Genomic DNA, 12,739 nt, shown 5'->3' with positions numbered 1-12,739 from the left:
CGCTCAGCTTTCGTCGCTGATAACCAGTGTATTGAACATATCATCGATCCCGGCATGGGGGCCAAGGCTGTCGAGCGCAGAGACAGGCAGGCTGGAACTATCAAACAGGGTTCCTTCCTGCTGGCCGTCATAATCGGTTGAAGTCGACATTGCGGTCAAAAGATCGGGAGTCTCGGTATAGGAGCAGTCTGTGCTAATCCGCATGACATCAAAAAGCTGATCAAGGTTAATGCCATTCTCGGTGAAGTCGGGCATAACTGTCTCCAAAGAGAACGCCGGCAATGCACCTGTCTCTTCGGGCATGGTCGCGGCGATAATCTGATCAAGATCGAGAAGAGTCTCCTCACTATTAATGAGGCCCGCAACGTCGACTGTATCGTCGTTAAGGACAGCGGAATCCGTGTGGAACTCCTCCCCCTCGTCGCCGAGCATGTAAGAGAAATTCTTAATCGTTTCTGCGGCTTCATGATTATACTCAACCGAGGAAATGAACAGCGTGTCGCTTTCATCCCCCGCAAAAAGTATATCCTCGCCAATCTCGTTAAATGACATTTCAATATCCAAAAAATTGTCTGGCAGGGCCATTTTCATGACGCCTGATGGACTTTCAATGTGATAAGAGTATCGAAGGAGAAAGGCCATCGCATACCCCATACGGGGGATAAACCAAAAAAAATAAACAAAAAATTTTTAATAAAAATCAATGCATTAAAACATATTTCTCCATATCGGAATTAGCGCTGGAAAAATTTACCATCCGGTCCGGATTTCTCTTTGTCTAAACCGGTACTTAACAAAATTCACGTTGACTATGGTTAACTAAAAAGCCGGAAAAGACCGGCCGGATATGGGCGTCTGGTTAAAGATATCCGTGGAAAATTTCTGTGCCGACAATCACATTATCGTCCCGGCGGGCACATTTCATAAATTCTTAACCTTTCTTAACAACCGTTTTTTAATAACTTTTGTTGATCATCTGCAAGTGTCGATTTAGATTACTAGCCAGATGAGGTGTGACGTGAGCTATAGACAGGATGTATTTGTCGCAATGAAGGCGATTTCCACCATTAAAACTTCTCTCCGCATGGGCGTTATGGCAGCGGCCCTGAGTGTCCTGATAGCCCCCCTCGCCTCTACGGCGCAGGCGGATGTGGACCACCCCGAATTTTTCCGGGTCAAGATGAAACCGGGCGCAACGTTGAATGTCCGGAAAGACCCCTCCATCAAGGCCAAGAAAATTGGCGCCCTTCCCGCCGAGACGGACGGGATTGTCAATTTGGGCTGCCATGTGGGGATGCCCTATCTGGAATGGCGCAACTCCACGACGGCCGTTCGCAAGGTCGAGACCCGGCGGAAATGGTGCAATATCCAGTATAACGGCATGGTTGGCTGGACCGCCGGCCAGTATCTTGAGGCCGACCGCCCGGACTAACTAGCCCATCCAAATGAGCGCGGCCTGAAGAATAAACAGGTACCGCGCTGATTTACCCAGGGTCACCAGCAGCAAAAAGAATCCGAAATGCACGCGAAGGGCGCCGGCAACGATGGTGAGCGGATCGCCGATTATTGGTGCCCATGCCAGCAATAGCGACCATTTTCCGTATGTGTCGAACCAACGGACTGCGCGGGCATAATGTATTTCCTTGATCGGAAACCATCGCCGGTCCCGGAACTTAGCGAAGAACCGACCGAGGAACCAGTTTACCACTGACCCCAGCACATTCCCCGCCACGGCCGCAACGAAGAGCCAAACGGGGGCACCGATTCCGTCACTCAACAGCAACGCAAACGCCGCCTCCGATGTTCCCGGAAACAGCGTTGCGGAGAGAAACGCGCTGACGAACAGGCTCGCATAGGCGACGGCCGCCGTCATCGCGGGCCGGTCAGCCCCTGTTGGGTCGGCGTTGCGCCGTCAGGTGTTTGCGCGATTCCTCGCTCCATTTCCCGGTCGGCTTGCTCAACTCCCGCCCGACCTCATAGCCGCGCCGGAGTGCCGGACGGGTTTTCAGATTGTCATACCAGCGGCGGATATTGGGAAACTCGCCGAGGTCAATCTCCTGACGTTTATAGGTGATGATCCACGGCCAGCAGGCCATATCGGCGATGGAATATTCCCCGCAGATATAGTCCCGCCCTTCCAGCCGGGAATTCAGCACGTCAAAGAGCCGGAGTACCTCGGTGGAGTAGCGTTCCTGCGCGTAAGGAATTTTTTCGGGCGCATAGAACTTGAAATGCCCATTCTGACCGAGCATCGGGCCAAGGCCGCCCATCTGCCACATCACCCATTCGATCACCTCTTTCCGGCCGCGAAGGTCGCTCGGCAGGAATTTGCCGCACTTTTCGGCAAGATAAATGAGAATCGCCCCGGTCTCGAAAACGGAAATCGGCTCCCCACCATCCGCCGGGTCCTGGTCGATGATGGCCGGCATACGGTTGTTGGGGCTGATTTTCAGGAAATCCGGCTCAAACTGTTCGCCCTTGCCGATATTCACCGGCACCACGCGATAATCCAGCCCCATCTCCTCAAGTGCGATGGAAATTTTCCAGCCGTTTGGTGTAGGCCAGTAATAAAGATCAATCATTTTAATACCTTATGAAAACTGGCTATTATTTTAGTTTCGCTTCGATGAGCTGGAAGCGGTCGTTCCCGAAATACATGTCCGTGCCATCGAGGAACATCGTTGGCGTGCCGAACCCGCCCCGCTCGATCACTTCCGTGGTATTGTCCTTCAGCATATCCTTGTATTTTTGATCATTGATCTTGTCGTAGAAATCGAACTTGTCGAGCCCGACATGAGCAATAATGCCGTTCAGTTCCTCTTCCTGCGAGATATCCGCGCCCTCGCTCCAGTACCGCTCAAACACCCGGCGGGCATAAGGGACAAGGCATTCCTCTTCAATCGCGACAAAGGCGCCGCGCATGGCCTTGACGCTGTTGACGGGGAAAACGGACAGGTCGGACGCCGGAATGATCTTGATGCCGACATAGTCTGCCCAGTCCTGCAGGTCCTTCTTGCCATAGCGCTGCTTGGGGATCACCGGGTTCTCGCGAGAGGCATAAACCGAGGGATTGACGGTATTGAAAACCCCACCCACCAGGAACGGCCGATACTGGACTTCCAGGTCAGGATGACGGGTCAGCATCTGCTGCAGGCTTTCAAAAGCCAGAAAAGTCCAGGGGCTGGAACAATCAAAGAAAAACTCAAGTTTATGCATGGGGTCGGTCCCTTCTATTTATTTTTTTAACCGCTTGCGCCGTGATCCTAACATAGTAACATTATTGGATAAAAAACAAGACGCTGAAAAAAAGGAAGTTGTTATATGCAGAAGCGACCGCTTGGAAATGACGGACTGATGGTGGGGGCTGTGGGCCTTGGCTGTATGAGTTTTGCAGGTTTTTACGGGGCAACGGACATCACGGAAAGCCATGCGACGCTGGCCAAGGCGATGGATCTCGGGGTGGATTTCCTCGATACCTCCAATGTCTATGGCGCGGGGAAATCGGAAGAAGTTATCGGGGCCTTTATCAAGGATCACCCGAATTTCTTCAAGATCGCGACAAAGGGCGGCATCAAGCGCGAACCCGGCGCGACGGAACGCACATTTGATAACAGTGAGGCATATTTACGCGGTGAACTTGAGAAATCACTTAAGCGTCTTGGTGTCGAGTATGTCGACCTCTACTACATCCATCGGCAGGACCAGAGCCGCCCGGTCGAGGAAGTGGTGGAAACCCTGGTCAAGTTCAAGAAGGAGGGCAAGATCGGCGGTTTCGGCTTTTCCGAGATTGCGCCCGCCACCCTGCGCCGCGCCCATGCAGTCCATCCGGTAATGGCGGTGCAGAGTGAGTATTCCATCTGGACCCGCCTGCCGGAGCTGGGCATGGTTCAGGCCTGCCGGGATCTTGGCGTGACCTTCGTTCCCTTCTCTCCCGTCGGGCGGGGTATTTTCAGCAGGAAACCCCTCGATCCCGCAACCTTCTCCGACACGGATTTCCGCAAGAACAATCCCCGCTTTGTCGAGCCGAACTTCACCTTCAATATGAAGGCGATCGAGCCCTTCAACGCCCTGGCCGCCGACAAGGGCGTCTCCCCGGCAACGCTCGCCATCGCCTGGGTGCTGGCACAGGACGGCGACATGATCCCGATCCCCGGCACCCGGAGTGCCGATCATATGCAGGAATGCGCGGAGGCGGACGCCATGAACCTTACGGCCGCCGACCTTGCGGAGATCGAGAAGATCCTCCCCCTCGGTTTTGCCCATGGGGCCCGTTATAGCCATAACCAGCTTTGGGGGACGGCAGTCTATGGCTAGGCGTCAGCTCCGGCAGTTGAACTCCGCCCAGAGCGGATAATGATCTGACAGGCGGTGCTGTTTCGAGGCATTGGTGAAATCCGTTTCCGTATAAAGGAGCGGCACGAAATCGAAACTGCCCGCCGTCACATATTCAAGGTTGAGCTTCCGCTTGCCGCCGCTTTCGAACCAGGCCAGCTGATCATAATATTTATTGAGCTGCGGATCGTTGTCTTTCGCAAAGATGGATCTTCTCACCGCGTGCAATTCCGGCGGTACAGTCAGGCCCGTGCTGGTGAAGGCCTGCCAGAGCGCGTCGCCATGACGGTCGATATTGAAATCACCAAGCGCGATAAAGTTCTGCCCGTAGGCATTTGCCTGCCCGGCCCACTCATAGAGCCAGTCGGCAATGCCTTTCAGTTCCGGGATGCGTCCCGCGGAGTCGGCGCCGAAATCCACATGCAGGGTGGTCAGGATAAAGGTATCCTTGCCGGCGATAAAACTGACCGCATAGGGCGTGCGGGCAAACTGCCTCTGCAACGCGCCACTGCCAATGACTCCATCCTCAGGGATTACCAGCTCGCCAGCAAGCCCTGAAAGCCGGACGCGGCGGCTGTCGAAAATAAATCCCATCCGTTCGCTATTGCCCGCATCTCCGCGGGTGACATCGGTCATCAGGAACTGCCAGTCCGGGCCCAACGTTTTCATCATTGTTCGTAATGCCTTCAGGTCCCCCTTGATTTCCTGCAGGGCAATTACATCAAACCGCGAGATTATCTCGGTAATTGCCCAGAGACCGCGATAGTCCCGCTTCGGGCTGTCGTTATCATCCGCCAGCCATTTTTCGGTCAGCGAGGAAAAGGCCTTGATATTCCAGGTCGCGATCAGCAGGTTGCGGCTGACGTCGCGCTTTGGTGGAACATCGAGATCGAGGGTCTGGCGCAGGGTCTCCATCTCGCTGGCAACAGGAACCGGCACGGTCGTCTCTCGCCAGGATGGTAAGGGTTCAGACATTTTCTCTCCTCTGACTCAACATATGCGTAACATAGCAGGCACTTTTTCAAAAAAATTAGCAGAAAGAACAATAAATCCCAAAGATTTAGCGTGTGTAAACTGGATTAATACTGTATTTCCAAGGCCAAAATATAATGTTGACGAAAAAACAGAGCATTAAGGGAGATGTAAGTGCCGGAGACTGAAAACCGCAGTATTGTGTTACTATGTGTGCTTGCCGTCTTTATCGGTGTTATCGCTGGTATTGGTGCCTGGATATTCCGATTGTTGATTGGCTTGTTTCACAACCTTCTGTTTCTTGGACAATTCAGCCTTCATTATGATGCCAATGTCCATACCCCCACCGATGTCTGGGGCATCTGGGTGATCCTTGTCCCGGTCATCGGGGCGGTCGGTGTCGCCTGGCTGGTCAAGACCTTTGCGCCGGAGGCCAAGGGCCATGGCGTGCCGGAGGTGATGGACGCCATCTATTATAACGGGGGACATATCCGGCCTGTCGTGGTTGTCGTCAAATCCCTCGCCTCCGCCCTTTCCATCGGTAGCGGCGGGGCCATCGGCCGCGAAGGGCCGATCATCCAGATCGGGGCGACCTTCGGATCGATGATGGGCAGCTGGATTGCCATGCCGCCCCGTCAACGGATCATTCTGGTGGCGGCTGGCGCGGGCGCCGGGATCGCGGCCACCTTCAACGCGCCGCTTGGCGGCATCTTGTTCGCGGTCGAGCTGTTACTGGTCTCGGTCAGCGCGCAGAGCATTCTCCTCGTTGTTACCTCGACCATTCTGGCGACCTATATCGGCCGCCAGCTCCTGAGCATGACCCCGAGCTTCGATGTGCCGGCGCTGCAAATTCCGGACTTCGGGATCGGCGCGAACTGGGGCCTGATCCTGTTCCTGCCCTTTGGCCTGATCTGCGGTGTTGCAGCGACTGTCTTCATCCGGGCGATCTACTGGGCGGAAGACAAGTTCGACGCGATGCCCGGTAACTATTACAGCCGGCACATGCTTGGCATGGCGGTCGTCGGAGTGATGATCTATGTAATGCAGCTGTATGCCGGGCACTTCTATGTGCAGGGCGTCGGTTATGCGACCATCCTTGATGTGCTGACAAGCGCCCTCTCCGATCCGTGGTTTCTGCTGCTGCTGTTTGCGCTGAAAATGGTCGCGACCTGCCTAACGCTCGGTTCAGGCGCCTCCGGCGGCGTGTTCTCCCCGTCCCTGTTCATGGGTGCAACACTTGGCGCGGCCTTCGGCAGCGTCATGCATATGATCTTTCCGGGGCTTGAAGTCGGGATCACGGTATTCGCGATTGCCGGGATGGCGGCGATGATCGGGTCCACTACCGGCGCGGTCTTTACAAGCGTCGTGATGCTGGCGGAGATGACCGGCGATCATAACACCGTGCTGCCAACGGTTCTTACAACAGCTGCGGCCTATGCGGTGCGCCGTCATCTGTCCCCCGCCAGTATCTATACCCTGAAGCTCAACCGGCGTGGCCGTTCGGTACCGGAAGGGATGACATCCGCCTTTCTCGCCGCAAAAGAAATCAAGGATATCATGACACGCAACTTCACGACCCTGCCTGAAGGGGAAACGCCCCCGGACAGCCCCGGTATCGTGATCTGGACGCGAGAGGGTCGAGTTTCGGTCGCCGAACAGCGCTTTGTCGATAAAAGCCGGCCTGAGGAACCCCTCTCTGTCGGTGCACCGGGGAAATATCTGGTTGTCCCAGAGGCATTGGGTATGGTTGATGTGCTGCAACAGCTAAAGGATCAAAAGGCGGAATTCGCCCTTGTCTCCACCGCACCGGACGCCAAAATGGCGGCGGATATCGTCGGGGTGGTCACCGTGACGGAAATATCGAACACGCTGAAGGATGCGGCAATCCTGCAAAAAGCCTAGAAAGCCTCGGCGCGGGCGCTCTGCCAGTCATCGCGGTAGGACGGGCGGATCGTCTCTGACAGGAGCTCCCGCTCGTCGAGATAATCATAGATCTCGTCTGTCGCCCGTTCCGTGTGATCCGCGACCCGCTGATAGATATGGTGCGGGGTCAGGTCTTCGGGGTCATCCAGACCGATGGCGCCAAGAAGCTCGCGGAAACTCTCGATCGTCGCGTTGTGATAGTTGGCCACATGCTCCTGCCGGGTCGCGACATCCACGGCGCGGGCACGAATGCGATCCTGGGTGGCAATCCCGGTCGGGCAGGTATTTGTATTGCAGCGGAGCGACTGGATGCAGCCAAGCGCGAACATCATCGGCCGCGCGACATTGCACATATCCGCGCCGAGGGCAATTTTCTCCATCAGGTCGAAACCGGTGACAACCTTGCCGCTGGCGATGATGCGGATATCTTTTCTGAGCCCAATCCCGACAAGGCAGTTATGAACAAAGATCAGCGCCTCATCGATGGGAACCCCAAGACGATTTGAAAATTCAAGCGGCGCAGCGCCGGTGCCTCCCTCTGCCCCGTCGACGGTGATGAAATCAGGCAGGATGCCGGTTTTCAGCATGGCCTTGCAAATGCCCATAAACTCGCTCCGGCGCCCAATACAGAGCTTGAACCCAACGGGCTTGCCTTCGGTCATGGTGCGCAGGTCCTCAACGAATTGCAGCAGCCCTTCCGGCGAGGAGAAGGCGGAATGGGCCGGTGGCGAAAGAACATCCTTGCCCATGGGAACGCCCCGAATTCTGGAGATTTCCTCATCCACCTTGGCCGCGGGCAGCACGCCGCCATGGGCCGGCTTGGCTCCCTGGCTCAGCTTGATTTCGATCATCTTGACCACGTCACGGTTGGCATTTGCCTTAAATTTCTCGGGGTCGAAATTGCCCTCTGCCGTACGGCAGCCAAAATATCCCGTGCCGATCTGCCAGACAATGTCGCCGCCGCCCGCCAGATGATAGGGGCTGAGCCCCCCTTCCCCGGTGTTGTGGGCAAACCCGCCGCGTTTTGCCCCGGCATTCAGGGCATGGATCGCATTCGGGCTAAGGGCCCCAAAGCTCATGGCGGAGATATTGAGACGAGAGGCATTATAGGGCTTCTTGCACTGCGGACCCCCGACCAGAACGCGCGCCTTTTCCGGCGCGACATGCTTGGGCATCAATGAATGGCTCGCCCGCTGATAACCGACATCGCGGATATCCCACTGCGTCCCGAAGGGCTGCGTGTCCAGTCCTTTATTCGCGCGCGCATAGACAAGGTTGCGCTGCATCCGGTTATAGGGCCGTCCGCTTTCATTGGTCTCGATAAAATACTGCTGGATTTCCGGGCTGATAAACTCAAGGGCATAGCGTAAATGCCCGACGACCGGGTAGTTACGCAACACATTATGGTTCGCGTAATGCATGTCATACAGGCCGAGCAGGATATAGGGGACCAACAGCCAGAGAAGGTGAAGGATCGGTGGCCAGAAAAACTGCACGAGAAATATCAGGAGTAATCCTACGGCGGATATTCCGAAAAAGATATTACGAGCCATTTTGCGCCGTCCCTGTCCCTGTTTTAGTTTTAGTTTTAGTTTCTGAAATTAACCCGTCAGTCGAAGACCTGTCCATGCTTGAATTGCTCGTCCTGTCCCGCCGCTTCGGTCAGGGCGGCAACATTATCCTTGGTGAAGAAGCCGTCAAAGCCGTGGCACCGTTCCACATATTCCGTGATCAGGATGGTGTTTTTCGAATGCTTCGAGAATATCTGTTTCAGGTTCGGCTCATCCTTGCATTCCCCGACCACATGGGCGAGGAAGTCCACCCCCTTTTCCTTCAGGGTACCGACAACAAAATCGACATTTTTCTCGCCCGCCGCATGATCGCCGTCCTGCACCTCGATCGCGATATGATGCATCCGCCGACCGTAGTTACGTACGAACGTCTCCGTCGGCATGGGCTTGTTCTCGAAGGAATTGACGAATGACGGTGTATTGTTTGCCGTGAATACCTTCGCCGGGGAGAGCTTGTCATCCATCACCGACCCGTTCCGGTTGACGTTGGTCGAGGAATTCATGTCCATGATGTTGTATGCGCCCCAGAAATAATAGGGCACCTGGGTGAGGAATTCGAGAATGGCATCCTCGCGATCCGCCGCGAGTATACGGGTCGCCATATGATCCACCCCGAGAAGAAGCTCCCCGACCCCCGAAGCCTCGGCAAAGTCCGCCGCCTCATCAAGCTTCGCCTGATCCGCCGCCGTCAGTGCATAGCGCCCACCAAGACCAAGGCTGTCAGGATCATTGAAGTTGAGGCCGCTGTAACCAACCCGGTTGCCGGTGAAGTCCGACGGCATGGTGAAAAGAAACCCGTCAGCCGCGTAGAAGGGATTTTCCACCTCTCCGCTATATTCGAACCGAACGGCCTGATCCTCAAGGGCTTTACGGACCTCATCATTGCTCACGCTCTCGTAGATCTCCCCGACATAGCGGCTGTGGGGGGTTGCGCGCGAAAGCGGATACATTCGGTTGACGCGGGTGATATACTCCTCGAACGCCGCGCTCAAAGGTTCCATCAGGATGAGGGCCGGAAACACCGGACGGCTGTGCAGCACATGAAATTTATGGGTATCACCGATATAGCTCGCTGTATGGCGGTAAGGTGTCATCTCATAAAGCTCGATCATCGTCGCGAGACTCGTCCCCGGCTCCACCTGCATCACCAGGCTTTTCATATTGCCGACCAGATCCTCGATCCCGCTGGATTTGCGCCGCTCGTAAATCCGCTGGCGAAATTCATTGAAGAACTCTGAATTCTTCTTGTCCCCCTTCGGCTGATAGCCCGCGTAATCAAATGCCATGAAATAACCCTCTGTAAATCAGTATCTCAGGTGAGTTTGTTATAGACGGGTGTCCAGACCGCCGCGTCAATACATCGTTCAAGTTCTTCGTCGCTCCGGTCGGGCGCCACCTTATCGGCAACCGCCTGCCGGGCCACCGCGAACGCCACCGCCCTGCTGACGGCGCGGATATCGGAGACAGGCGGCAACAGGGGCGCCGCCGGGTCTTTCAGCGCGGGCGACAGATCGGCGAGCGCCTGGGATGACGCCATGAACATGTTATCCGTCACCCGTGTTGCCTCGGAAGCGAGAACGCCAAGGCCAACCCCCGGAAAAATATAGGTATTGTTGCTCTGGGCAATATGATGGACCTGCCCCTTGTAGGTAACCGGAGCGAACGGGCTCCCCGTCCCGATCAGCGCCTTGCCGTCGGTCCATTCCAGAATATCCGCGGGAACGGCCTCCGCCTTCGAGGTCGGGTTGGAGAGCGGAAAAATGATGGGGCGCTCTGTATTCTTCGCCATCTCGCGAACGACCTGCTCGGAAAACAGGCCATGCTGGCCCGATACACCAATCAGGATGCCCGGCATACCATTCTTCACCACATCCAGAAGGCTGACACTGCCATCACTGGAACTCGACCAGGACGCTACCGACGCATGATCCTGGACCAGGCGCTCCTGAAACGCCATCAGGCCGTCCATTTCACTATGGAGCAAGCCGTAGCGATCGACCATATAGATCCGCTCGCGGGCTTCCGCGTCGGTCAGGCCCTCGTCCTTCATGATCCGGATTAGCTGCTCGGCAATCCCCGCGCCTGCCGACCCGGCACCGAGAAAGGCGATATGATGGGCCGAGAGCGGTTTGCCCAGCATCTTGCAGGCCGCCAGCAAGGTGCCCGCCGCCACCGCGGCCGTGCCCTGAATATCGTCGTTATAGGTACAGAGCTCATCGCGGTATTTCGCGAGCAGGGGTTCCGCATGCGCTTGTGCGAAATCCTCAAATTGCAGAAGGACATTCGGCCATTTGCGTTTTACCGCCTGCACAAACCGGTCGACAAACTCGAAATAGTCGTCGCCGCTGATGCGTTTTTCGCGCCAGCCAATATAGAGCGGATCCTTAAGCCGTTCCTCGTTATTCGTGCCGACATCAAGGATTATCGGCAGAGTCACGGACGGGTCCACCCCGCCCGCCGCCGTATAGAGCGCAAGCTTGCCGATGGGAATGCCCATGCCGCCGGTTCCCTGATCACCCAGGCCAAGAATACGTTCCCCGTCGGTGACGACAATCGCCTTCACCGTCTCGTTCATGGCGTTGTCGAGGATTCTGTCGATCTCGTCCCGTTGCGGGTAGGAGATAAACAGGCCGCGCGGCCGTCGGTAAATCTCGCTGAATTTCTCGCAGGCCTCGCCCACCACCGGGGTATAGATCAGCGGCATCATCTCCGCCACATGGCTGATCACCAGATTATAGAAAAGCACCTCATTCGTGTCCTGAAGTGCCCGCAGATAGATATGCCGCTCGAGATCGGTGTCTTTCGCCTTGAGTGCCTCGTACGCGCGGTCCGTCTGTTCCGGCAGGGTTTCAACATGCGGCGGCAACAGGCCAAGCAGGCCGTATTTCTCCCGTTCCTCAACAGAAAACGCCGTGCCCTTGTTCAGGATCGGCTCCGCAAGAAGAGCCACTCCGCCTGGATGTTTCGTCGATATTTCTTTCATGGCAATATTTCGGCTTCACCTATGAGCATCATTCTATTCTTAAATTTTCGTCGCTATTACTATAGGCATGTCATTTTCATGATAGCAAGGCGGCAAGGGTGAAAAGCCCGGCACGAAAATTTTTTTGTGACGAAACGCTGTTCGATTTTTCGCCCATCCATCGCAGCCGGAACTGTGGCCTGGATATCCCCTTAATGACATCAGCTGACAGCCTAGAGGCCTTCTCCCGCGTTGCCACCATTGGAACTTTTGCACTCTACCGGCGTTGATTGACAAACACCGCCTGCAAAAGAGAGTGAAACGGATGAAAGAAAGCCCTGCAAAATACTGGAAATTTATCGCCATGATTGCCACATCGATGGCTCTCATGTTTGCCCTGATGTATCTCAATACTTATGAGCCCGGCCATCTATACTGGAGCGAAACACGCTTCTACATGACCTGCCTCATGGGCACGGTAATGACCGTAATTATGTTAAGTTTTATGTTGAATATGTATCGGAAAACCTCTGTAAATATTGGTATTTATGCAGGCAGTTTTCTTGTCTTTGCGCTTGCGCTATGGCTTGTGCGCAGCCAGATCACCGTTGACGACACTTCCTATATGAGGGCCATGATCCCGCACCACTCCATCGCCCTCTTGACCAGTGAGCGGGCAGGCATCAAGGATTTGAGGGTCCGGGAACTTGCCGACAGTATTATTGATGCCCAACGCCGGGAAATCAGGGAAATGGAGTGGCTGATCAAGGATATCGAGCAGAACGGCGAGGCCACAACAGAAACAGCCGCGACAACACGAGCGGTGCCGGATTTTTCGAGAAGTATGTAACTGCTTGTTTTGGTTGCGGGGGTAGGATTTGAACCTACGACCTTCAGGTTATGAGCCTGACGAGCTACCGGGCTGCTCCACCCCGCGTTAATTTTGTTTTTTGCCTCAATCGCCGGCGGGAACATCTGT

Annotated in this window: 12 protein-coding genes and 1 tRNA gene; 4 read left to right on the top strand and 9 right to left on the bottom strand. The window is 55.4% G+C overall.

The genetic code is table 11. The annotated features are described in order from the left end of the window. Positions 1-3: 3 nt before the first annotated feature. Entirely contained in the window at positions 4-552 is a 549-nt protein-coding gene (locus J0X12_RS14100) for a hypothetical protein (RefSeq protein WP_207046914.1), read from the bottom strand. A gap of 466 nt (positions 553-1,018) precedes the next feature. On the opposite strand from J0X12_RS14100, the gene J0X12_RS14095 reads away from it, so the two are divergent. Further along, positions 1,019-1,432: an SH3 domain-containing protein gene (locus J0X12_RS14095; RefSeq protein ID WP_207046913.1), complete on the top strand. Its 414-nt coding sequence runs from the start codon at positions 1,019-1,021 to the stop codon at positions 1,430-1,432. Here J0X12_RS14095 and J0X12_RS14090 read toward each other — a convergent pair whose 3' ends face one another. From J0X12_RS14090 to J0X12_RS14080, 3 genes are read right to left on the bottom strand one after another with little or no spacing between them, the layout of a single operon-like run. Next, a complete protein-coding gene (locus J0X12_RS14090; RefSeq protein WP_207046911.1) occupies positions 1,433-1,873 on the bottom strand; it encodes a YqaA family protein in 441 nt (146 codons plus the stop codon). It lies immediately after the preceding gene. Between the two features lie 10 nt (positions 1,874-1,883). Then, positions 1,884-2,582, bottom strand: a complete 699-nt coding sequence (locus J0X12_RS14085; RefSeq protein ID WP_207046909.1) for a glutathione S-transferase N-terminal domain-containing protein — start codon at positions 2,580-2,582, stop codon at positions 1,884-1,886. 25 nt (positions 2,583-2,607) lie between these two features. Beyond that, the gene (locus tag J0X12_RS14080; protein ID WP_207046907.1) at positions 2,608-3,216 is read right to left on the bottom strand and encodes a 2-hydroxychromene-2-carboxylate isomerase; all 609 of its coding nucleotides are present in this window, start codon (positions 3,214-3,216) and stop codon (positions 2,608-2,610) included. 105 nt (positions 3,217-3,321) lie between these two features. Between J0X12_RS14080 and J0X12_RS14075 the strand changes: the two genes are divergently transcribed. Further along, positions 3,322-4,314 (top strand): aldo/keto reductase, encoded by a 993-nt coding sequence (locus tag J0X12_RS14075; protein ID WP_207046905.1) that lies wholly within the window; start codon positions 3,322-3,324, stop codon positions 4,312-4,314. A gap of 3 nt (positions 4,315-4,317) precedes the next feature. On the opposite strand, the gene J0X12_RS14070 is transcribed toward J0X12_RS14075, so the two are convergent. Beyond that, on the bottom strand, positions 4,318-5,307 hold the full coding sequence (locus J0X12_RS14070) for an endonuclease/exonuclease/phosphatase family protein (RefSeq protein WP_207046903.1): 990 nt from the start codon (positions 5,305-5,307) through the stop codon (positions 4,318-4,320). A gap of 171 nt (positions 5,308-5,478) precedes the next feature. Here J0X12_RS14070 and J0X12_RS14065 point away from each other — a divergent pair, with 171 nt between their 5' ends. Then, the gene (locus tag J0X12_RS14065) at positions 5,479-7,206 is read left to right on the top strand and encodes a chloride channel protein (RefSeq protein ID WP_207046901.1); all 1,728 of its coding nucleotides are present in this window, start codon (positions 5,479-5,481) and stop codon (positions 7,204-7,206) included. Here the strand turns inward: J0X12_RS14065 and J0X12_RS14060 are convergent. From J0X12_RS14060 to J0X12_RS14050, 3 genes are read right to left on the bottom strand one after another with little or no spacing between them, the layout of a single operon-like run. Continuing rightward, complete coding sequence (locus J0X12_RS14060; protein ID WP_207046899.1) at positions 7,203-8,780, bottom strand: FMN-binding glutamate synthase family protein; 1,578 nt, start codon at positions 8,778-8,780, stop codon at positions 7,203-7,205. The two genes, J0X12_RS14065 and J0X12_RS14060, sit on opposite strands and share 4 nt — an antisense overlap. A gap of 56 nt (positions 8,781-8,836) precedes the next feature. After that, positions 8,837-10,084 (bottom strand): hypothetical protein, encoded by a 1,248-nt coding sequence (locus J0X12_RS14055; protein ID WP_207046897.1) that lies wholly within the window; start codon positions 10,082-10,084, stop codon positions 8,837-8,839. A gap of 26 nt (positions 10,085-10,110) precedes the next feature. Then, on the bottom strand, positions 10,111-11,781 hold the full coding sequence (locus tag J0X12_RS14050; RefSeq protein WP_207046894.1) for an NAD-dependent malic enzyme: 1,671 nt from the start codon (positions 11,779-11,781) through the stop codon (positions 10,111-10,113). 304 nt (positions 11,782-12,085) lie between these two features. On the opposite strand from J0X12_RS14050, the gene J0X12_RS17440 reads away from it, so the two are divergent. Continuing rightward, positions 12,086-12,610: a DUF305 domain-containing protein gene (locus J0X12_RS17440; protein WP_237688170.1), complete on the top strand. Its 525-nt coding sequence runs from the start codon at positions 12,086-12,088 to the stop codon at positions 12,608-12,610. A 10-nt stretch (positions 12,611-12,620) separates the two neighbouring features. Here the strand turns inward: J0X12_RS17440 and J0X12_RS14040 are convergent. Further along, a tRNA-Met gene (locus J0X12_RS14040) sits at positions 12,621-12,697 on the bottom strand. Positions 12,698-12,739: the final 42 nt, after the last annotated feature.

It is taken from the genome of Sneathiella sedimenti, from assembly GCF_017313765.1.
GTDB classification, from domain to species: Bacteria; Pseudomonadota; Alphaproteobacteria; order Sneathiellales; family Sneathiellaceae; genus Sneathiella; species Sneathiella sedimenti.
Note: the sequence above shows the minus strand (reverse complement) of the source record. Positions and strands in the feature narration are given on the sequence as shown.